Below are 20,775 nucleotides of genomic sequence, written 5' to 3'. Positions count from 1 at the left end.
CCCGGCTCGGCGGCGATCCCGCTCACCGGACTCGATCAAGCCTCGTACGTCACCTTGACCTCGTCCGTCCGCGGCCTGGCCTGACAAGCGAGAATCAACCCGTCCGCGAGGTCCTGCGGGTCGAGGACTTCGTTGCGTGCCAGGTCCACTTCGCCGCTCACCAGCACACAGGCGCAGGCGCTGCAGGCACCTTCCCGGCACGAGAACGGGGCGTCCAACCCTGCCGCCAGGAGGACGTCGAGCAACGCGTTCTCTCGTGGCCAGCGCAACGTCCGGGTCTCGCCGTCGAGTTCGACTTCCACCGTGCTCGCCGGACCGGACTCGTCCACCGCCACCGAGGCGAACGGGTCGCCGGTGAGCGAGGTGAACCGTTCCACGGTAACGCTTTCCACATCAAGTCCATTAAGGACCATCGAAGCCAGATCCATGAACGGGCCAGGTCCACAGAGGAACGCAGCTCGCTCACGATACGGCGTGGTCAATGCCCGAAGCCCGGCCTCGGTCGGCAACCCCTGCACCGATTCCAGCCAGTGCAGCACGGTCAGCCGGTCCGGTTGTTCCTTCGCCAGCCGCAACAGCTCGTCCCGGAAAATCACCGACTGCTCGTCACGGTTCGCGTAGACCAACGTCACCCGGCCGGAACCGGCCCGCAGACAGGACTTCAGGATCGACATCACCGGTGTGATCCCGCTGCCCGCGGCGAGCAGCAGCACGTCAGCGTCGAGCGACCGTGGAGTGAAGGTGCCGGACGGCCGCAGCACGTCCAGCACAGTCCCCTCGACCGCGTTGTCCACCAACCAATTCGATCCGTACCCGCCTGCTGTGCGCTTCACCGTGATTCTCGGCGGCTCCTCGCAGTGCGGGGAACTGCACAGCGAATAGCAGCGCGCGACACTGTCCTCAGTGGACGGAATACGGACAGTGAGGAATTGTCCGGGCAGATAGTCGAAACTGCCGTCGACCGGTTCCAGTACCAGCGAATGCGCGTCGGCGGTCTCGCGGACCACCTCGGTCACTCGCACGCGCATCGCGCTCATGCCGAGCGCGCGGCGTGCTGCGCCGCGAGATAGCCGAAGACGATCGACGGCCCGATCGTCGCGCCCGGACCAGCGTATTCGTTGCCCATCACCGCGGCGGTCGTGTTGCCGGTGGCGTACAGCCCGTCGATCGCGGAGCCGTCGTCGCGCAGGACGCGACTGTTCTCGTCGCACACCAGGCCGCCCTTGGTGCCGAGATCGCCGACCTCGATCCGGAACGCGTAATACGGTCCCTTCTCGATCGCATCGAGACACGGATTCGGCAGTGTGGGGTCGCCGTAGTACCGGTCGTAGGCGGACTCGCCGCGACCGAAATCGCCGTCCACTCCGGCGCGGGCAAAACCGTTGAACCGCTGCACGGTTTCCGCCAAGGTGTCAGCCGGAACACCGATCTTCTCGGCAAGACCAGCCAACGTCTCGGCCCGGTGCGCGATTCCCGCCGCGTAATACGGCTCCGGAATCGGCGCACCCGGCAGGATCTGCGCGAACGGATACCGCGCGCGAGCCTTGGCGTCCATCACGAACCAAGCGGGCACGTGTCCGCCTTCGAGTTGCGCGTGCACGAAGGTGACATACGGCGCGGACTCGTTGGTGAACCGCGTGCCCTCGGCCGACACGATGACCGAACGCGGGATCGACCGTTCGGACACCAGCGGCACGACCGCGCCGGACGGGTGTCGCACCGACGGCATCCACCACGCATCGTCCATCAGATCCGTCGCCGCGCCGACGCCCAGCCCGGCCTCGATGCCGTCGCCGACGTTCTCCCGCGCGCCACCGCTGTAGTCATCCCAGGCGGCTTCCGGCAAATAGCGTTTCCGCAGGTCAACACTGTGCTCGAAGCCGCCGGTCGCCAGCAGCACGCCACGGCGGGCGCGGATCCGCTTTTGCCCGCCGTCGTGCTCGGCGACGATCCCGGTCACCCGGCCGTCCTCGACCACCAGCTCAGTCATCGGCGACCGCAGCCACAGCGGGACCCCGGCGTCCTTCAACGCCATCCGCAACCGCGCGACCAGCGCACGGCCGCCGGTGGCCATGTGCCGGCGCCGCACCACGTTGGACGACACCCGCCACGCCGCGATCACCGAAGCCCACCGGCCGCGCCAGGTGCGCTTGACCATCGCCAGATCGTGGTAATCCTTCGCGGTGACCCACAAGCCGAGCGGGCCCTTCATCGTGTTCGGCCGCTGGTGCCGCTCGTCCTCGCCGAGGTGCCGGGTGTCGAACGGCTTCGCCTCGACAGACCGGCCCAGCGGGCGGCCGCCGTCGAGCTCCGGGTGGTAGTCGGCGTAACCCTTCACCCAGAAGAACCGCAGCCATTTGCTGCGCTCCAGCAGCTCCATCGCCGCCGGGCCATGGTCGACATACGCGTCGAGCCGTTTCGAATCCACGCGGCCTTCGGTGAGCAGGTCGAGGTAACGGCGGATCGACGCCCGGCTGTCGTCGTGCCCGGCCGCCCGCAGCGCCGGATTGTTCGGGATCCAGATGCCGCCGCCGGAAATCCCGGTGGAGCCGCCGTACATCGAGCCCTTCTCGACGACCAGCACGTCCAGCCCGGCCGCCGCGGCGGTCAGTGCGGCGGTCATCCCGCCCCCGCCCGATCCCACTACGACGAAGTCGTACTCCGCGTCCCAGGCCGTCATTCGCCGTCCTTCCGGAGCAGGAACGCGAGAACGGCGCTTTCCCACGCGTCTTTCTGCTCGATCATCGTCCAATGGCCGCAATTCGGAAGAATGTGCAGTTCCGCGTGCGGAATCGTGCGCATCGGGATCAACGCCATGTCGAGCGGGCTGACCCGGTCGTCCCGGCCCCAGGTGATCAGGGTGCGGGCGCGGATCTTGCGCAATTCAGCCCACAGCGGGGTGACGTCGAAGGCCGCGGCCGCCTGCGCCCGCAGCACGCCCTTGCCGTACATTTTCCTGGCACTGGCCAAGGAATCCGCGGCAGTCGCGAGCCGCCACCGCTCCTCGATCAGTTCGTCGGTGATCAGGCCGCGATCGAAAACCATCGAATTCAGCCACTGCACGAGCCGTTCGCGCGTCGGGTCCTCGACGAATTCGGTCAGCAGGTTGATCCCCTCGCCCGGAGCCGGGCTGAAGATGTTCGTGCCCATCCCGCCGACGGTCACCAGCCGACGGACCCGCTCCGGATGCGCGATCGCGGTACGGGTGGCGACGAACCCGCCCATCGAGTTGCCGACGAGGTCGGCGGCGGCGATGCCGAGCCCGTCGAGCAGGTCGAGCACCGCGCGTTCGGCGGCGGGCATCGGCGGTTCCGCGACCGGGTCGCTGACGCCGAATCCGGGGAATTCCAGGATCAGGCACCGGAAATGCGCGGCGAACGACGGCAGATTCGCCCGGAAGTTCTGCCATCCGGTGACGCCGGGCCCGGATCCGTGCAGCAGCACGACCGGCGGGCCGTCGCCTGCTTCGTGGTAGCGCAGCACGCCCCGGTCGGTGCGGAGTTCGCGCAGCGTCGCGTCGTGGCTCAGTTCCGGCATGGCTGACCTCTTGCTCGTGGGTGCGGGATGCCGCCGAAGCTAGCCAGCCGCCGCACGCGCGCGGGTCTCCAGTCCCGGTCACCGAGAGAGTTCGTCTCCGGGGGCACCGGCAGCTCTTACCGTCGAACCCATGCAAGCCACCGAAGCACCGACCCCGCTGGAAATGCGCCGCGCGCTGAGCCGGTTCGCCAGCGGAGTCACCGTGGTGACCGGCGTCGACGACGGCGAGGCGGTGGGATTCACCTGCCAGTCCTTCACGTCGGTATCGCTGGAACCGCCGCTGGTGCTGTTCTGCGCCGACCGCGACGGCCGGGCGTGGCCGCGAATCCGAGCCGCCGGGCGGTTTTGCGTGAACGTGCTGTCCGAACCGCAAGCCGACCTCTGCGGTCGCTTCGGATCCCGTCGAGGCCTTCGCTTCGAAGGGCTGAATTGGGAGCTTTCCCGGTGGGGCACGCCGGAATTGCCTGGTGTTCTGCTGCGCGTGCACGCCGACATCGAGACCGTGCACCGCGCGGGCGACCACGACGTCGTCCTCGGCCGAGTGCTCGCACTCGACCCGGGCACCGACGAGCGGCCGATGATTTTCTACCGCGGCGATTTCGGCGTCGAAGGCCGTCCGGACGAGGTGCCAGGCTATCTCTGGGGCTGGAGCGACCGCTGAACCTCTTCTTCCAGCGCACGCACCATCGCCACCGCCGCCGGCCCCGGCTGCTCTCCCGTCACCGCCCACAGGCAGCGCCGCAGCCCGCCGCACTCGTCGCGCACCGGGATCCACCGGACGTCGGCGGGCAGCGAATCCGCCGCGAATCCGGGTACCAGCGATATTCCCAGCCCCGCCGCGACCAGGCCTAACCGCGTCGGCCACGCGCGCACCGCGAACGCGATCATCGGCCCGGCGATTCCCGGCCACGTCCCGAATTCCGGCGAGCTGCCCGCGCCGACGATCCACTGCTGCTCGGCCAATTCGTCCGGTTCGACCCAGCTGCGCCCGGCGAACGGATGCGCTTCCGCGACCGCCACCCCGTACCCGATTCCGCTGCGCAATTCGGTGCGGCGCAAGCTGTCGAAGTCGTATTCCGGCACGCCGTCGCCGGTCACGAGCACCGCGACCTCGAGCCGTCCGCGCCGCAGCGACTGCAGCTGCGCCGGGGTCGAGGACTCGGCGAGCTGCACCTCCACGCCCGGATGCGCGCGCAGCAGCCGGGAAACCGCGCGCGGCAGCAAAACCGCCGACGCGGCGGGAAATCCGCCCACCGAGATCCGCCCGGCGAGCCGGTCGCGCAGCCCGGCCAGTTCTTTTCCGGCCGCGCTCACGCTGTCCAAAACCCGCCCGGCGTGCCGGATCAGCACTTCTCCCGCTGTCGTAGGACGAATTCCGCGGGCGTGCCGTTCGAACAATGCGGTTCCAGTGGCGCGTTCGCTCGCCGCGATCTGCCGTGACACCGCCGATTGCGTGTAGCCGAGCCGGTGCGCGGCAGCACTGAACGACCCGGTGCGGGCCACCTCCACCACGACCCGGAGTCCGGTGAGCGTCAGATCAGCCATTCCGCCAACCATATCCGAAACGCGCCGCCCCGGACGTCCACAGTAGACGCCACCGCGGTTCCCTCCCCTTGGCCACGGCGCACAATCCCGGCTCGACCCGAGCGGGCCGGGATTTTCGCGCCCCGAAGGACACCGAGCGTGCCCCAATTACCCAGCCGCAGGTGCCGCCGAACGCCCGAATCGCGGTTGCGGCGAACAGTCGAACTCGCCGCGAACCGCTCCGGGCGCGAAACGCCGGCGCGGGAAGGGGCGATGTCATTGCCAGGAGTGGCGAAAAGAATCTCGAGCGTGACCGTCGGCCGACGGTCTACTGTGGAATGCCCGCACACACCCGCTGTTCACCGGGTGGCCGTCGCCGCTTAACCGCTGACGGTAACTTTCCGGCGGCGCGCCCGCGATGTCCATTCTGACTGCGACGGCTTGTCACCGGACGGCCGTCCGAGCCGGACTGAGGTTGCGACACATGAAAAGCGCTCGAAGTCCACGTCGGACTCCCCGGTTCCAGCTGATCGGCGGCCCGGGAAATGCGACGAGATGGCGGCTCCTCGGCACGAACAACGCGTCGCTGGGGCTGGGCACCGTCGACTACCGCAACGGGGAAGAATGCGTCGCGGCCATCCAATGGCTGTGCGCGAACATCCCGCGCACGCGCATGGAACTGACCCACGACCACGGAATCGACTGGCGATGGCTGCTGCGCGCGGGCAACGGCACGATCGCCTCGGCGAGCCACGCCTACGGCCGCCGGATCGAAGCACAGCACGGATACGAACGGTTCGTCGCCGCGATCGGCGAAGCGGCGGAATTCGCGGCGGAGGGCCGGATCACCGACTGGCGCACGAAGTACCGGCTGCCGGGCTGAACGCGTTCGTCGGGCATTAACTCCCGCGCCGTCGGGTGGGAACGCGACCAACCGGGCACTGTTTGCCGAACCCCGCGAGGTTTGGTCTCGACCACGGAATCCCGTGGTCGAGACCAGACAGAAAGAGTACAAACTGATGCGTGCTCGTACTGCCCGGTTCGTGGGCGTCTCCGCCGCGCTCGCCGCGGGTGCGGCCCTTCTTCTCCCGGGTACCGCCAGCGCAATCCCCGGTCCCAACCAGCTCCCCGAGGTCGTGGCGGCGGTGGGCTCCGACACGATCGCGGACGTCACCACCGCGGTCTTCGCCGCGGCCAACGGTTCGGCGGCGAACACCGACCCCGACAATTACGTGAACGTCCCGCCGGTTCTCTCGGGCAACCAGTCGTTCGCCGTGCCCGGCGACATCTACGACGGCGGCACCACCTACAACGTCTCCAACCCGCCGCCCAACGGCTCCTCCGCGGGCAAGACCGCCCTGGCCAACGCCGCCGCGGCGGGCAGCGGCTCGATCGACCTCGCCCGCTCCTCGTCCCCGCGGTCGGCTTCCGACCCGTCGACCTTCCAGTACTACGCCTTCGCGAAGGACGGCGTTTCCTGGGCCGCGTCGTCGACCGGCGCCGGCGCGGGCGTCACCCTGACGCTGGACCAGCTGCGCGGCATCTACAGCGGCGCCATCACCAACTGGAACCAGGTCGGCGGCACCGACGCCGCCATCGCCGTCTACCTGCCCCAGGCCGGTTCCGGCACCCTGTCGTTCTTCACGAACACGGTGCTCGGCTTCGACCCGACCACGAAGCCGGTCACCGTCAAGCGGTTCCAGGAGAACGAAGGCAACACCATCCAGGCCGGCGACCAGTCGACGGCGATCGCGCCCTACTCCGTGGCCCAGTGGGTCGCGCAGGGCAACGGCGTCGTGAGCGACAAGCGCGCCGGCTTCTTCGAGGGCACCCTGACCGGTGCTGGTTCGGATGGCGCCCCGGTTTCGGGCTCCGCACCGAACTACGCCCCGGCCTTCGCCGACGGCTTCCTCGGCGCCCGTTTCGTGTACTACGTGCTGGACACCCGTTCGCCGTCCCACGACGCGGCGCTCAACGCGGTCGGCTTCGACTCGGCCGGCCCGAGCCCGCTGTGCAACGGCAGCCTCGCCGCCACGCTGAGCCAGTACGGCTTCAAGCCGCTCGCCCCGGTGAACGGCGTCACCTGCACGCTTTCCTGACCCGCTGAACGACAGGACCGGCCCGTCCGGGGACTTCCTCCCCGGACGGGCCGGTTTCGTCGTCCGCCGAACGACCACCGAAGGAGCGCATGTGAGACGACGCACTCGCACTGCCCCGATCTCCGCGACGGCCGCCATGGTCGCGGCCAGCAGCCTTCTCTTCCCCGGTCTCGCCGACGCAGTGACCGGCCCGGACGGCGTCCAGGAGATCGTCGCCGCCGTCGGAGCCAACACCACCTACGAGGTCACCGACGCGTTCTTCGCCGCAGCCAACTCTTCCCCGGCGAACACCGATCCAGACACATATGTCAACGTCCCGTCGGGCCTTACGCCCGGTCAGGTCTTCACCGTGCCTGGCGACATCTACGATCCCGGCACCATTTACCGATCGGCCAACCCTCCGCCCAACGGCGCGATCGCGGGCGGCTACGCGCTGGCCGACGCTGCCGCGGCCCATAGCGGGTTGATCGATCTCGTCCGCTCCGACTCGCTGCGGTCTTTTTCGGATCCGCCGACCTTCCATTACTACGCCTTCGCTAAGGACGCAGTCTCGTGGGCTGCCTCGTCGACCGGCGCCGGCGCGGGCGTCACCTTGACCCTGGGCCAACTGCGCGACATCTACAGCGGCGCCATCACCAACTGGAACCAGGTCGGCGGCGCCAACGCCCCCATCGCCGTCTACCTGCCCCAGATCGGCTCCGGCACGCTGATCTTCTTCACCGGCACTGTGCTCGGCTTCGACCCGACGACGAAACCCGTTGCGGTCAAAAGGTTCCAAGAAAACTATGCGGATACCATTCCCGCCAGCGACCGGGCGACCGCGATCATCCCCCACTCCGTGGCACAGTGGGCGGCTCAAGGCAATGGCGTTGCCGACGACAAACGCGCTGGCTTCTTCGAAGGCACTCTCCTCGGCGGCGGTTCAGACGCTTCCCCGGTCTCGGGCACTCCGCACAACTACGTGCCGACCTACTCCGACGGCTTCATCGGCGCTCACTCTGTCTCCTACGTGCTGGACACCCGCTCGCGGTCCTACGACGCCGCGCTCAACGCGGTCGGCTTCGACTCGGCCGGCCCAAGCCCGCTTTGCAACGGCAGCTACGCCAGCCTGCTGGCCCAGTACAGCTTCAAGCCGCTGCCGGCCAGGTCCGACGGAGTCGCTTGCGATCTCTCTTGACTATCCGCATCGAGCCGGGGGCTGGCACCAGCTCCGTGCCAGCCCCCGGTTTCGTCAGCTCAAGCCCAGGCAGGCAGCAACCGCCAGACCGCCGAAGCCGCCAGCACCGCCAACGCCAGCAGAGCCGGTGTCGTCAGCACATATGTCGACACCGAGCGCCAGCGCCGGTACAGCAGCGTCGCCCCCACCGCCACCACCGCGAAGCCGCCGAACGCGAGCACCAACCGGGCCCAGCCGCTCGGATCGCCAGTGCGACCGTCCTGGGCATCTGCCCGGCCGTTCTGCGGCGTCGGGCGGAAAGGCTTTCCGTCGAGAACGGCGGTCACCACTGTCGCGCTCGAAGCCGAACCTGGCCACCACGAATCGGACGTGACAAGCGTCAGCCGGTCGTTCTCCGTGCGGCCGTAATCGCGATCTTCGTCCAGGTCACGAGCCGCCGTGTCGGTCACGGTGTAGACCGATTTCCCTTGCGTCGTAGCGACCACCAGCTTGTCTCCCCGAGACAGCTCGCTGAGCCGCGAGAAGGGAGCGCCGTATCCGGAATACCGGCCGACCACCGCGGAGTTCCCCGGCTGGCCGGGGCCCGAAGTGCCCGGCACATGCCCCGGCCCCGACATCGTGTCGCCCGGTTCCACGCCCTCGAGCACCACCTGCTGTACCTCCAGCTTCGGGATCTCCAGCACCGCCACCGGCGCGCCGAACTCCGGCGGTTTCGTCACCGGCGCGGCGCCGAGCAACGTGCGGGCGGCACCCTGCGCCTGCGCCATCCGACCCTGCAGCACCGACAGCGCCGCCCGCTGGTCGTTGTTGGCCAACATCGGCCCGAGTGCGTAGGCGACGATGCCGAAGCACAGCACCGTGGTGACCAGCCAGCAGACCACCGCGATCACCGTCCGCTGAGGATTCAAGTGCACCGGGGCACGCAGCGTCGCGGTCATGCCCGGCGTCGCAATGCGACGAGCCGCTCAGCAAGCCGATTCACCCACGAGGGCAACGGCTTCCCCGCGGTCAGGTAACCGGTCGTCGGCGGCAGGAACACCAGTGCGACCAAGGCGAGCAACGGAATCAGTGCCCCCAGTACGCCTGCTCCCGGGAACAGCGGGATCTTCACCGCCGCGGCCAGGCTGCGAGCCTCTTGGACACTCGCCTGCGTCGGCGCCTTCATCGCCAGCGCAGCCGCTTCCGCCGCGCCAGTGCCATTCGAACCGGAACGGGGAAGCGGACCGCTCAAGCCGCTGCTCGAAGGTGTCCCGCCCGCGGCGGCACCAGGACCGCCGGTTGCTGCCAAGCCGGGATTCTGCGCTTCTTTCTGCTCGTGGCAGGACGCCGCGGCTGTGCCAGTGCCGACCTTCGCCGCGGCGGCCTGGGCCGCGGAAAGCAGGTCCGGCGTCAGCGGAACGAGTCCCGGCCCGAGGCTGCCCTGACCGCCGTTGGTCGCGGCCTTCAGGAAGGTCGTGAGCTGGGCTTGCTTGGCGGCTTGCGGCGCACACGAAGCGTCCACCAGCGGGTTCAGCGGTGCGGCAAGAGACTCGAGGTACGTCAACGGGTACGCCTCGGGGTCGTCGCTGGGGACAATCCGCACCGAGCCGTCCTTGGCCTCCTGAGTGTGCGCGGCCGCGGCCTGCAACGACCTCCGCGTCGGAGCGACGTAGCCGCCTTTGCCGTCAGGCAAAGCGACCGGGGTCCAGCCGTTCTCGGTCGCGGTGGCCAAGTCGGTGACGACCCAGTTCAGGCATCCGTTCTTGCACTCGTCCCCGGTCCCCAGCGTCACGTTGCTGACCTGCTTGCGGACGTTGACCTGACCGGTCTTCGCGTCGACGTTGTGCACTCCGCCATCGCCGAGATTGAGCGTGTTCAGATCGGTCACGACGCCGACCGGCCCGTCGCTTCCCTTCAACTTCTGCTTGTCGAGGTCCACGAAAGTCCCGTATTTCCACGCGGGCACTCCGTTCAGCCTGTCGCTGAGCACCAGCGGCACGGTGCTCGTCCCGATTTCGCCGGTTACTCCGAAGAAATCGGTGTTGAACTGCCCGGCACGCGTGTTGGGCGACAGGAGCGCGTTGGCGGGCCCGCTGATCGCGGCCAGCGCCGAATTGCGCCGCACCAGCGCGGACCCGTCCTTGAAGATGCCGCCCCGGCCAGTGCTGTCGGGCGACAAACCGCCCTTGCTCAGCAGATTGGCGACGTCGTCCCAGCCGAACTTCAGGTTGTCGGCCAGGCGAGAGTTCAGCGAACCGCCGTCGTCTCCGCGGTCTGTCGGCGCCCACCCGACCGCGGCGAGCACTGTCGCGTTGAGCGCCGTCGGCACGTAGCTGCGCGCGCGTACCTGCTGCGCTGCCAGTGTTCCGCCAGAGCCGGTGACCTGCACATCCGAGTCGCCCTTGTCGAACGACGTCAGCCCGACGTCCTCGCTCTCGTTCACGATGTTGACCGGCTGCACCGCCTTCGTCGGCGCGCAGAGCATCTGGTTCCAGCCGACCGCGGTGCGTCCGAACCGCTCAGGCATGCTCCCGGTCAGGGTGCTGGCCCCGACCCCGCCGCATCCCTTGATCCTGAGTCCGGGAGCGGAAGCGCGGAACGTGATCGAACTGTCGAAGACCGTCTGCGAGGGAGCGGTCGCCGTCGCCGGGACGACGATCCGCAGCATCATGGTGCACGGATGGTTCTCGTCGCAGGGGAACGAATACTTCTTGTGGTCCGGGTTGTTCGACCACTTCATCTTGTCCTTCGGGAAAGCCGTGAAGTCCGGGTCGAAAGCGATGGTTTGAGGTGCGCTCGCCCCCCGTGGCACATACGTGTCGAACACGATGTCGTGCGTGGTCGCGCTCCTCCCGACATCCCTGGGCGGGGTCTTGAATTCCGTGCCCGACAGCTCGTCGTTGAAGTTCTTGCAGTAGGCCGTGACGCGGGCCGGGACGGACGGATCGTGCCCCCAGGTCCCAGGCTTCACGAGCGAGTCCCGCAACGGAAGCGGGCACACCGAGTAGTTCGCCGTGGCTCCCGCGGGCAGCCCCGAGATCGTGATGCGCAGCGGGTCCCCGTCCTGCGCGTTCATCGGGTCGGCACCGGTCACCTGCACCTGATAGTTCAACGGACTCGGCTGCGTCTGCGCGGACGCGGCCGGCACGACGGCGACGCCCAGCACCGCGAGCACTCCGGCGGCGAGCACGTGCGCCACGCGTCTGAAGCGGTTCATGGGTTCAACTTCTCCAGCGTCGCGCGCGGCGTCAACAAACGGGAACGAAACGCGGGCACCGGTTCACGTACGCGCCGTCGGGCCTTCGCTGTCCAGCCAACTTTCTCCGCTTCCGGCTCGTAATACTCGCTGCCGTGACCGTCTCGTCCTCCTCGTCCGGCCCCGCGCCGCCGGAGCGTCTCGTCCTCGCCGATCTGCCGTCTCGGGCCGATCGGCTCTTCCGCCGCGTCACGAGCGGGGCCGGGCTTTCGGTGCTCGCGCTCTTGATCGTGATCGGGTTCTTCCTCGTCTACCGGTCCGCGCCCACGTTCGAGGCCAGCGGTTTCGGCTTCTTCACCACGATCCAGTTCGACCCGGCTTCCGGGCATTTCGGCGTTCTCGGACTGCTGTACGGCACCGTCGTCGTCGCGCTGATCGCGGTCGCCGTCGCGGTGCCGTTTTCGGTGCTGGCCGCGCTGTTCATCAGCGATTACGCCAGTCCGCGAATGCGCGGGTTCCTCACCGGGCTGGTCGATCTCCTCGCCGCGATTCCCAGTTTGCTCTACGGCCTCTGGGGATTCAGCTTCCTGCGTCCGTACATCACTCCATTGTCGCAATGGATGACCGACAATCTCGGCTGGTTCCCGCTTTTCGAGACGAAACCGGGCGCGGTGCTGTTCAATTCGATGTTCGTCGCGGGGCTCGTGGTTTCGCTGATGGTCATTCCGATCACGACGTCGGTCATCCGCGAGGTTTTCACCCAGACTCCGCCCGGGGAAAAGGAAGCGGCGCTCGCTCTGGGCAGCACTCGCTGGGGCATGGTGCGCACCGTTGTGCTGCCGTTCGGCCGCGGCGGGATCGTCGGTGGCTCGATGCTCGGGCTCGGCCGTGCGCTCGGCGAGACGATCGCGGTTTCCCTTCTGCTGCCTCAGGTTCCGGAATTGACGACGCATCTGCTCGAGTTCGGCGGTGCGACTATTTCGGGCTTCATCGCTAATAACGCGGGACAATCCGGGCCTGCGTTGAGCGGGTTGATGGCGGCCGGGCTGGTGTTGTTCGCCTTTACGTTGGCGACGAACTTCACCGCGTCGGTGATCATTTCCCGAAGCCGTTCCGGAGTGGGGGTCGACGCGTGACCGCCACCGACATCCGGCCCGAACAAGTGCGTCCGGTCCCGGTTCGCCGGAAAACGTCCGCGACGACGCCGCAGGACCGGCTCGTGGCGCTCGGCTGCGCAGCGTCGGCGACATTGCTGACCTGGTTTGTGATGCACCAGCTGCTGGTGTCGCCGGGCTGGCTCGCCGACCTGGTCGTGGCGTATCTGCTGTATCTGGGGATGCTGTATCTCGTCACCCGCGATCGGCTCGGGCGGCTCGCGGCGATTGACAAACTGGTGTCCGCGGTCGTGGTGAGCGGCGCGGTCGGCCTGCTGATCCCGTTGCTGTTCCTGCTCAGCTACATCGTCCTCAAGGGCGTGCCGAGTCTCCGGTTGGCATTCTTCGGGCATGACATGTCGGCCGTCGCGCCGACCGATCCAGCGACGGCGACCGGTGGTCTGCACGCGATCGTCGGGACCTTGGAACAAACAGCGCTCGCGCTCGTGTTCGTCGTTCCGCTCGGCGTGCTCACCGCGGTGTTCCTCAACGAAACCAGGTCCCGTTTCCGCCGTCCGGTGCGGATTTTCGTGGACGCTATGAGCGGTTTGCCGTCAGTGGTCGCCGGTCTTTTCGTGTACGCGGCGCTGATCCTGCCGCCCGCTCAACTCGGCTTCTCCGGGTTCATGGCGACACTCGCGCTGACAATGATCATGCTGCCGACTGTCACCCGCACCGTCGACGTCGTGCTTCGGCTGGTGCCGGACGGTCTGCGCGAGGCATCACTCGCTCTCGGCGCGAGCCGCGCACGGACGGTCTGGTCGGTGGTGCTGCCGACCGCGCGCACCGGTGTGAGCACCGCGATCATTCTCGGCATCGCGCGCGTGGTCGGCGAAACCGCACCGTTGCTGTTCACGTCCTTCGGCACGCTTTCGATGAATTTCAATCCGTTCAGCGACCCGCAGGAAAGCTTGCCCCGCTTCGTTTACCGCTACATCAAAGAACCGCTCGCCTCGGCGCAGGAACGCGGGTACATCGGCGCGCTGGTGCTGATCCTGCTGATCTTCGCGCTGTTCGCCCTGACCCGGCTGATCGGCCGCAAACGCTGGTCGGCCCGCCGCACGAAACCCAGGAGTGCCCGGTGACCGAAACCCTCGAAGTCCGCGAACCCGTCCGGGTGCTCGGCGGTCCGCCGCCGGGCGCGGCGACGCTGGAGGCGCGCGGCGTGCACGCCTGGTTCGGCGACCGGCTCGTGTTGGAGGACGTCACGCTCGCGATGCCCGCCAACGAGGTGACCGCGCTGATCGGCCCGTCCGGCTGCGGGAAATCGACGTTTCTGCGCATTCTCAACCGGATGCACGAACTCGTCGGCACCGCGAGCCTTGCCGGGGAAGTCTTGCTGGACGGCGACGACATCTACGCCGAGGGCACCCGCGCCCAGCACGCCCGGCTGCGGATCGGCATGGTGTTCCAGAAACCCAACCCGTTCCCGGCGATGTCCATTCGGGACAACGTCCTCGCCGGGCTCAAGCTCGCCGGCGTCAAATGCGCGGACAAGGACGGGCTGGTCGAACAGAGCCTCGAGCGAGCAGGGCTGTGGCGCGAGGTCCGCGACCGGCTGAACTCCCCCGGCGGCGCATTGTCCGGCGGGCAGCAGCAGCGGCTGTGCATCGCGCGGTCGCTCGCGGTGCAGCCGAATGTGCTGCTGATGGACGAGCCCTGCTCAGCGCTGGACCCGACTTCGACGCGACGGATCGAGCAGACGATCGTGGAGATTTCCGACGAGGTCACCGTCGTGATCGTCACGCACAATATGCAGCAGGCGCAACGGGTTTCGCATCATTGCGCGTTCTTTCTCGCCGGGGAGAACGAGCCAGGGCGGGTGGTCGAGCACGGGTCCACTGAGCAGATTTTCGAGAGTCCGGAAGACAGCCGTACGCACGACTATGTCCATGGCCGTTTCGGCTGAACTGGGGAGTTTGTGATGCATCGCACGAGGTGGGCCGGGCTGGGGTGCGCGGGGGCGTTGCTGGCCGGTCAGGTTTTGCTCGCTCCGGCGGCGGAGGCGTTCAGCCAGGTCAACGGATCCGGATCCACGTACGTCGGGCTCGCGATGAGCGACTGGCAGAACGGCGCTAATTCGCGCGGTATCCCGGTCAATTACAGCGCGCTCGGCTCTCCGGCCGGGGTTAATCAATATGGCGATCACACTGTCGATTTCGCTGGCACTGAAGCCGAGGTCAGCTCCCTGGAAGCAGCCGGGGGCGGCGGGGCCACGGCGAAACAGCGCGGATACCAGTATGTTCCGGACGTCGCCGGTGCGGTCGCGGTGATGTACAACGTCACCGATGCCGGTGGCCGCCGCGTCGATTCGCTGCATCTGACCCGGGACGTGGTCGCACGGATCTTCGCGCGGCAGATCACCCGCTGGAGCGACCCGGCGATCAGTGCCACCAACGGCGGGTTCGCCCTGCCGGATCAGCCGATCACGCTGGTCGGCCGCAGTGGCCAGTCCGGTACGACGGCACTGTTCTACGACTTCGTGGCGCACGTCGCGCCCGGGCCGTACGGGGATTTCGTCTCCCGCAATGTCGATAAGGGGATCGGGCCGCTGCCGTCCGGGGTGCGGCCGATCCAGCTGCCGACCCGGGGGCCGGACGCGGACTTCTACCGGCTCTTCGCCGACTCCGACCAGATCGCCCAGACACTGGCCAACGGCAGCGTCCCGTTTTCCATCGGGTACGACGAATTCGGTTACGCCAAGAAGTACAACGCGCCGACCGCGTGGGTGGAGAATCAAGCCGGGAAGTACACGCTGCCGTACGCGGCCAATATCGCGGCAGCGTTGACCAAGGCCAACCTGCGGCCAGACCTCAGCCAAGAACTATCCGGGGTCTACGCCAATCCGGATCCTTCTACCTATCCCATTTCGGCCTATTCGTATCTGATGACGCCGTGCGGATCAGGGCGGGACACCTGCAAGGGCGGATATCCGGACGGGGCCAAGGCAGACACGATGACCGCCTTTATCGAACATGTCGCCTGCGACGGACAGATCAACATGGCGCGAATCGGATATTCACCGCTGCCGCCCAACCTGTCGCAGGAGATGATGAACGCCAACGCTCGGCTCACCGGACGTCCGCCCAAGCAGCTCAATGCGGACAATTGTGCCAACCCGACATTCCACGGAGGGCTTGGTGCCGGGGCCACCGCGCCGCAGGACCCGTTTGTCGGAATGGGCGGCGTGGACGCGTTGACACACGGCGGTAATGGCGGCGGACCGAAGGCCGCGGCGAAGGATGGACCGAAGTCGTCGGCCAGCGCCCAGGCCTCGGCTGGGCCGGGGGCGTCCTCGGCTTCCGGGCCGGATGCTTCGGAGGCCAATGGCGGATCGAAGGATTGGCGCAATGCCGAGCCCGCCGCTTATCAAGGCGGCGGATTCGGCGGATTCGGAGCATGGGCGGCGCTGGTGTTGTTCGCCGCGATTTGTGTGCCGTTAGTGGTGCGCGGAATCATTCGACGCTTGCGGCGGACGAGCTAGCACGGAGTCAGCTTCCGGTCCACGGAGGAGCCGAGCCCCAGCCCCAGCGGGGCACCGGCTGGGCACCCGCGGGCCCGGCGTCCGGCGCGGAAAACACCACCGCGAGCCTGCTGCCCCATTCCAAGTACCCCGCGAGCGCCGCGCGGAACTCCGGGTCAGCAGGCAGCCCGACCTCGTCCGCGGTGGCCAGCAGCAGCGAAACCCACCGGCGCCGCTGCGGCTCGGTGATCGCCCGGCCGGAATGCCGGGCGATCATGTGTTCGTGCCCACCGTGGTGGGCGGTGTACGTGGCCGGGCCGCCGAACACCTCGCCGAGCCACACCGCCACGTGCGCGGGGTGCTCCGGGCTCATCCCGGCGAACACCTCGGCGAGCAGGTCGTCCTCGGGCACCTTCGCGTAGAACGCCTCGGTCAGCCTGGTCAGCGCGGCTGCTCCGCCCGCCCATTCGTAGAGCGTCGGCACCGCGCCGCCCGGACCGGCCACCTCGGTGCGTTCGTAATGCCGCATCTCCTCGATGTTCTCGACATACGGCCGGATCTCGGCGAAGAACGCGGCGAAATGCGGCCCGCCCCGGAAACCCTGGAGGTGCGCGTCGGCCGACGTCCAGAGGATGCGCAGGACGTAACTGCCCGGCTCGTCGACGGCTTGCGTCAGTTCGTATTCGTGACACTGTTCCGCCGCGGCGAGCGACTTAGCCGCGCGCCGGTAGGCGGCCTCGAACTCCGCGTGCCCGCCGTCGGGAATGCGGTACCGGATGTACTCGATGATCACCGTGCCAGCCAAGCACGCGCCGGGCCGGTCGCCTAGTACGCACTTGCCGGTGCGTACCCGCGGCAGGCGATGATGGAGGGATGAAAGCGCGCTACTCGTGTGCGGTCGAGCTGGCTGTCGACGTCATGGGCGGGAAGTGGAAGCCGGTGATCCTGGCGCGGCTCAAGGAAGGCCCGCACCGGTACGGCCAGCTGCGCCGGGCCATCCCGTCGATCACCGAGAAGGTCCTGACCGCTCAACTGCGCGAGCTGGTCGCGGCCGGGCTGGTGGACCGGACCGAGGTGGCCGGCCGGGTGGCGACAGTCGAGTACCGGCTCACCCCGGAAGGCGACGAACTGCGCCCCGCGCTGACCGCGTTGTACGAATGGGGCAGCCAGTACGCCGAGCGCAACGGCATCCCCATCGGCACTTCCTGAACTAGGAGCTGAGCAGGTCCGCCAGCACCGCAGCTTCGCTGATGTCACTGCGCTTCGTCGCGGTCAGCAGCGTCAGCGAGCCCTTTTTGGCCAGGGCGCGCAAGTGATCCAGCGCTTCCGCGCGTTCCGGTTCTTCCAATTCCGCGCGATAGCGTTTCGCGAATTCGTCGTAGCGGTCCGGATCGTGCGCGTACCACTTGCGCAGTTCCGTCGACGGGGAGATCTGCTTGAGCCAGTCGTCCAGGTGCGCGCGGTCCTTGCTCAGCCCGCGCGGCCACAGCCGATCGACCAGGACCCGCGCGCCGTCGGCGGACTCCGGCTCGTCGTAAACCCGGCGAACCTGGACTTGGCGTTTGCTCATCGGGGCAGCGGCTCCTTCCGGCGGCTGGGGCTCCCGTCGCCGCCCAGCGTCCGCCGGTGGACGCCGCGGCGCAAACGAAGGGGGTATAACCCCAGGGTATGGAACTGCGTCAGCTGCGGTACTTCGTCGCCGTCTTCACCGAGGGGTCGATCAGCCGGGCGGCCGGGTCGCTGCTGATCTCGCAACCCGCGCTGACCAGGCAGATCCGCGTCCTGGAGCGCGAGCTCGGGACGCCGTTGTTCGAACGGGTCCCGACGGGCGTTCAGGCGACGGTGGCCGGGCGCGCGTTGCACGAGCATGCCCGGCAGCTGCTGCGGCTCGCCGACGCGACCCGGGAGGTCACGCGGTCCGCGGCGCCGGTCAAGGAGCAGGTCGAGATCGCGTTGCCGCCGGGGATTCCGCAGGACTGGGTGCTCGTCGCACTGGCCGAGATCCGCCGCCAGGTGCCGGACGCGGCACTGTCGTTTTTGGACGCCAGCAGCACCGAGCAGCTCCGGATGCTCAGCGAGGGCCGGATCGACATCGGGCTGATCCACCAGAACCCGCCGTCCACCCTGCACGGGCGGTTGTTGTTCGAGCATCCGTTCGGGGTCGCGATCCGGCCTGGGCACGCGCTTTTCGGCCGCGCGCACTGCCGGTTGCGGGATCTCGACGACGTCCGGGTGCTCGCGCACTCGCGGGCGCAGGTCCCGGCCGGGCACGACCAGATGCGCGCGGCGGCGCACGGACTCGGGGTGTCGCCGAACTGGCGGCTCGCGCGGTTCAACGAGAACGCGCTGGCCTGCGCGGAAGCCGTCGAGGCGGACGCGGTGCTGCTGAGCAGGCCCAGTGCGAATCGGATGCTGCCCGGCTGGGCGTGGAGCGAGCTGGTCGAGCCGAGCGTCCCGCTGACGACGTGGGCGGCGTGCCAGCCGCAGACCCGGCGGATCGTCAGCGCGGTCATGGAGGTGCTGGCGGGGTCCTGAAAAGCCCGTCCGGGAGCGCTCGCGGCTCCCGGACGGGACGCGGATCAGCCGGTCGCCAGCACCTTCAACCGGTCAAGGCCGGCACTGAAGTAGTCCTGGTCGAGCGGCGTCGAGGTGTACTGCCAGAAGGTGTAGAACCCCCAGGCGTAAGGGAGCGTGCCCGGCGACGACGAGTACGCCGCCACCCACAGCGGGTTGGTCGAGCTGAAGTCGCCCTTGTTGCCGGTGCACTGGGTCCACCAGCTGTTGGCCGTGTAGATGACCGGCCAGCGCGACGTCTTCGCGTGGTACTCGTCGCTGAACGCCTTGATCCACGACACCATCGCGGACTGGCTCAGCCCGTAGCAGGCCGAACTGGGCCCCCATTCGATGTCGAGGGTGCCCGGCAGGGTCTTGCCGTCCTTCGACCAGCCGCCGCCGTGCGCGACGAAGTAGTCCGCCTGCGCCGCGCCGCCGGAGAGATCAGGACGCCCGTAGTGGTATGCCCCGCGGATCATGCCGACGTTGTACGAGCCGTTGTACTGCTGACTGAAGTCCGGATTCTGGTACCCCGTGCCCTCGGTCGCCTTGACGTAGGCGAACCGCTTGCCCTGGTTCCAATAGGACTGCCAATCGACCGCACCCTGGTAACTGCTCACGTCGATGCCGGACGTAGTGGTCTCGACCGACGCCGGCGCGACCGCCGTGCCGCCCGGTTCGTGCGCCCGGATCGAAGCGCCCATCTGGTGGTTGTCCGGAGTCTCCGTCGAAGTGCTCGCGGCTGCGGCAGGTGCAGCCGAGGCGTTCGGCGCGGCCGCCACGAGCAGGGCGGCAGCCGCGGCGAACACCGCCGCGGTCAGGCGGCGGCGCGCCCTCCCGGCGGGTCCCCAGTGGTGAGTGGTCATGACAGGTCCTTTCGGATGCCCTCGCGACGTGCCACCCGATCAGGTGGCACGAGGACCTGATTCTGTTACTCAATGCGAGACACTGTCACTGCTCCAAGTGAACTAATTTCCACTTGACCGGACAACGAGAAAGACATTATCAGTAGGCCGTTGCGGTCAAGTTGGCCGAAAACCCCACCAACCGGCCGCGTCCGGCTTACTCTCCTCCGCCATGTCGACACAGCGAAGAACCCGGACGATCCTGCAGTTCCTGGCCGTACTCCTCGCCCTGGCCGCGACCGGCACCGGCACCGCGACCGCGGCCGAACAGCCGCTTCTGCACGTCAACCACTCCTACGGCGTCCTGGACCGCGAAACGGCCGACGCCATCGAGCATTCGGCGTACCTCAAGGATTTCGCGAACTTCCAGGTCCGCACCACGACCGGCGCGGGCGGCGAAAAATGGACCGGCCGCTACCTGATGGGCCGCGAAACCTACCTGGAACTGTTCGGTGTCGGCGACGTCCCCGGCAAGGACGGCGACCTCGGTTCGGCGGGCCTGGGAGTCTCGGTCGAACACACCGGGCAGTTGTCCACAGTGGTCCAGCGCCTCCACGACGCAGGCATCACGAACCCGTTGGAATTCCTGCAAACCCGGGACTTCGGCGACGGCAAGCCAGTCCCGTGGTTCAACGGAGTCTTCACCACCGACCAGTACGACACCTTCGGCGCGTGGGGCATGGAATACCGCGCGGAGTACTTCGCCGACCCGCGCAGCAACACCGGCCCAGCGCAGTACCCCGGCGACATCAGCCGCAACCGCTACCTGCCTGACGACTACCGCAACCACCAAATGCGCGACGTCACCGGCATCCGCCTCGGCATCACGGCCCGCGACCTCAACAACACCCTGCCCCTGCTGCGAGCCGGAGGAATGGCGGTACAAGAGCTGCCCACCGGCGCGACCGCGACCGACGGCATGACCACCATCCGCTTCGAAACGGTACCCGCGGACCAGGTCGGCCTGCGCCAAATCGACCTGGCCCTGAACTGCCCCACCGGAACAAGGCACGTCGAGCAACTAGGCCACTCCACGCTCGTAGTCGGCCCCGGCGCACACGCCCGCTGGACCTTCAACATCCGCGGCTGACCCCCGTCGTTCCGTGAAGGGCTCCTTGAGGGAATCAGATTCCCTCAAGGAGCCCGTCACGACCCCCCAGCCACCCGGAGGGCCACCGACACGGCAGT

Annotated in this window: 20 protein-coding genes; 11 read left to right on the top strand and 9 right to left on the bottom strand. The window is 68.1% G+C overall.

The features are described from left to right. Positions 1 to 35 precede the first annotated feature (35 nt). From ACFXI3_RS33520 to ACFXI3_RS33510, 3 genes are read right to left on the bottom strand one after another with little or no spacing between them, the layout of a single operon-like run. On the bottom strand, positions 36 to 1,037 hold the full coding sequence (locus tag ACFXI3_RS33520) for a 2Fe-2S iron-sulfur cluster-binding protein (protein WP_378405007.1): 1,002 nt from the start codon (positions 1,035 to 1,037) through the stop codon (positions 36 to 38). Beyond that, positions 1,034 to 2,680 (bottom strand): FAD-binding protein, encoded by a 1,647-nt coding sequence (locus ACFXI3_RS33515; protein ID WP_378405005.1) that lies wholly within the window; start codon positions 2,678 to 2,680, stop codon positions 1,034 to 1,036. The genes ACFXI3_RS33520 and ACFXI3_RS33515 overlap by 4 nt, the downstream gene beginning before the upstream one ends. Beyond that, positions 2,677 to 3,537 (bottom strand): alpha/beta fold hydrolase, encoded by an 861-nt coding sequence (locus ACFXI3_RS33510; RefSeq protein ID WP_378405003.1) that lies wholly within the window; start codon positions 3,535 to 3,537, stop codon positions 2,677 to 2,679. Before ACFXI3_RS33510 ends, ACFXI3_RS33515 begins: the two co-directional genes overlap by 4 nt. Positions 3,538 to 3,667: 130 nt before the next feature. Here ACFXI3_RS33510 and ACFXI3_RS33505 point away from each other — a divergent pair, with 130 nt between their 5' ends. Next, the gene (locus ACFXI3_RS33505; RefSeq protein WP_378405001.1) at positions 3,668 to 4,198 is read left to right on the top strand and encodes a flavin reductase family protein; all 531 of its coding nucleotides are present in this window, start codon (positions 3,668 to 3,670) and stop codon (positions 4,196 to 4,198) included. Here ACFXI3_RS33505 and ACFXI3_RS33500 read toward each other — a convergent pair. After that, positions 4,171 to 5,082 carry a LysR family transcriptional regulator gene (locus ACFXI3_RS33500; RefSeq protein WP_344285135.1) on the bottom strand — a complete coding sequence of 304 codons (912 nt, stop codon included), beginning with the start codon at positions 5,080 to 5,082 and terminating at the stop codon, positions 4,171 to 4,173. The two genes, ACFXI3_RS33505 and ACFXI3_RS33500, sit on opposite strands and share 28 nt — an antisense overlap. Before the next feature lie 463 nt (positions 5,083 to 5,545). Here ACFXI3_RS33500 and ACFXI3_RS33495 point away from each other — a divergent pair, with 463 nt between their 5' ends. The 3 genes from ACFXI3_RS33495 to ACFXI3_RS33485 all read left to right on the top strand — a co-directional run bounded on the left by ACFXI3_RS33495 (position 5,546) and on the right by ACFXI3_RS33485 (position 8,337). Further along, positions 5,546 to 5,944, top strand: a complete 399-nt coding sequence (locus ACFXI3_RS33495; RefSeq protein WP_344285132.1) for a DUF1508 domain-containing protein — start codon at positions 5,546 to 5,548, stop codon at positions 5,942 to 5,944. A 136-nt stretch (positions 5,945 to 6,080) separates the two neighbouring features. Then, entirely contained in the window at positions 6,081 to 7,160 is a 1,080-nt protein-coding gene (locus tag ACFXI3_RS33490; protein ID WP_378404998.1) for a substrate-binding domain-containing protein, read from the top strand. A gap of 136 nt (positions 7,161 to 7,296) precedes the next feature. Next, positions 7,297 to 8,337, top strand: a complete 1,041-nt coding sequence (locus tag ACFXI3_RS33485) for a substrate-binding domain-containing protein (RefSeq protein WP_378404996.1) — start codon at positions 7,297 to 7,299, stop codon at positions 8,335 to 8,337. Positions 8,338 to 8,396: 59 nt separating this feature from the next. Here ACFXI3_RS33485 and ACFXI3_RS33480 read toward each other — a convergent pair whose 3' ends face one another. Both ACFXI3_RS33480 and ACFXI3_RS33475 read right to left on the bottom strand, forming a co-directional pair. Continuing rightward, positions 8,397 to 9,275, bottom strand: coding sequence for a sortase (locus ACFXI3_RS33480; protein WP_378404994.1), 879 nt, complete (start codon positions 9,273 to 9,275; stop codon positions 8,397 to 8,399). Continuing rightward, positions 9,272 to 11,533, bottom strand: coding sequence for a hypothetical protein (locus tag ACFXI3_RS33475; RefSeq protein ID WP_378404993.1), 2,262 nt, complete (start codon positions 11,531 to 11,533; stop codon positions 9,272 to 9,274). Before ACFXI3_RS33475 ends, ACFXI3_RS33480 begins: the two co-directional genes overlap by 4 nt. A 134-nt stretch (positions 11,534 to 11,667) precedes the next feature. On the opposite strand from ACFXI3_RS33475, the gene pstC reads away from it, so the two are divergent. From pstC to ACFXI3_RS33455, 4 genes are read left to right on the top strand one after another with little or no spacing between them, the layout of a single operon-like run. Then, a complete protein-coding gene (gene pstC / locus ACFXI3_RS33470) occupies positions 11,668 to 12,648 on the top strand; it encodes a phosphate ABC transporter permease subunit PstC (protein ID WP_378404991.1) in 981 nt (326 codons plus the stop codon). Further along, positions 12,645 to 13,751: a phosphate ABC transporter permease PstA gene (gene pstA, locus ACFXI3_RS33465; protein WP_344285115.1), complete on the top strand. Its 1,107-nt coding sequence runs from the start codon at positions 12,645 to 12,647 to the stop codon at positions 13,749 to 13,751. The genes pstC and pstA overlap by 4 nt, the downstream gene beginning before the upstream one ends. A 32-nt stretch (positions 13,752 to 13,783) precedes the next feature. Continuing rightward, entirely contained in the window at positions 13,784 to 14,575 is a 792-nt protein-coding gene (locus tag ACFXI3_RS33460; RefSeq protein ID WP_370940722.1) for a phosphate ABC transporter ATP-binding protein, read from the top strand. A gap of 15 nt (positions 14,576 to 14,590) precedes the next feature. Continuing rightward, positions 14,591 to 16,150: a substrate-binding domain-containing protein gene (locus tag ACFXI3_RS33455; protein WP_344285113.1), complete on the top strand. Its 1,560-nt coding sequence runs from the start codon at positions 14,591 to 14,593 to the stop codon at positions 16,148 to 16,150. Between the two features lie 7 nt (positions 16,151 to 16,157). Here ACFXI3_RS33455 and ACFXI3_RS33450 read toward each other — a convergent pair whose 3' ends face one another. Beyond that, a complete protein-coding gene (locus ACFXI3_RS33450; RefSeq protein ID WP_378404988.1) occupies positions 16,158 to 16,922 on the bottom strand; it encodes a group II truncated hemoglobin in 765 nt (254 codons plus the stop codon). 80 nt (positions 16,923 to 17,002) lie between these two features. Between ACFXI3_RS33450 and ACFXI3_RS33445 the strand changes: the two genes are divergently transcribed. Further along, the gene (locus ACFXI3_RS33445) at positions 17,003 to 17,338 is read left to right on the top strand and encodes a winged helix-turn-helix transcriptional regulator (protein ID WP_378404986.1); all 336 of its coding nucleotides are present in this window, start codon (positions 17,003 to 17,005) and stop codon (positions 17,336 to 17,338) included. A 1-nt stretch (position 17,339) separates the two neighbouring features. On the opposite strand, the gene ACFXI3_RS33440 is transcribed toward ACFXI3_RS33445, so the two are convergent. Continuing rightward, entirely contained in the window at positions 17,340 to 17,699 is a 360-nt protein-coding gene (locus ACFXI3_RS33440; protein WP_344285105.1) for a DUF488 family protein, read from the bottom strand. A gap of 98 nt (positions 17,700 to 17,797) precedes the next feature. Here ACFXI3_RS33440 and ACFXI3_RS33435 point away from each other — a divergent pair, with 98 nt between their 5' ends. Further along, on the top strand, positions 17,798 to 18,664 hold the full coding sequence (locus ACFXI3_RS33435) for a LysR family transcriptional regulator (protein WP_378404984.1): 867 nt from the start codon (positions 17,798 to 17,800) through the stop codon (positions 18,662 to 18,664). Between the two features lie 44 nt (positions 18,665 to 18,708). Here ACFXI3_RS33435 and ACFXI3_RS33430 read toward each other — a convergent pair whose 3' ends face one another. Then, entirely contained in the window at positions 18,709 to 19,548 is an 840-nt protein-coding gene (locus tag ACFXI3_RS33430; RefSeq protein ID WP_378404982.1) for a GH25 family lysozyme, read from the bottom strand. Between the two features lie 211 nt (positions 19,549 to 19,759). On the opposite strand from ACFXI3_RS33430, the gene ACFXI3_RS33425 reads away from it, so the two are divergent. After that, positions 19,760 to 20,677, top strand: coding sequence for a DUF5829 family protein (locus tag ACFXI3_RS33425; protein ID WP_378404980.1), 918 nt, complete (start codon positions 19,760 to 19,762; stop codon positions 20,675 to 20,677). Positions 20,678 to 20,775 lie beyond the last annotated feature (98 nt).

Origin of the sequence: Amycolatopsis sp. NPDC059235 (assembly GCF_042754125.1) — a bacterium.
Lineage (GTDB): Bacteria > Actinomycetota > Actinomycetes > Mycobacteriales > Pseudonocardiaceae > Amycolatopsis > Amycolatopsis albidoflava.
Note: the sequence above shows the minus strand (reverse complement) of the source record. Positions and strands in the feature narration are given on the sequence as shown.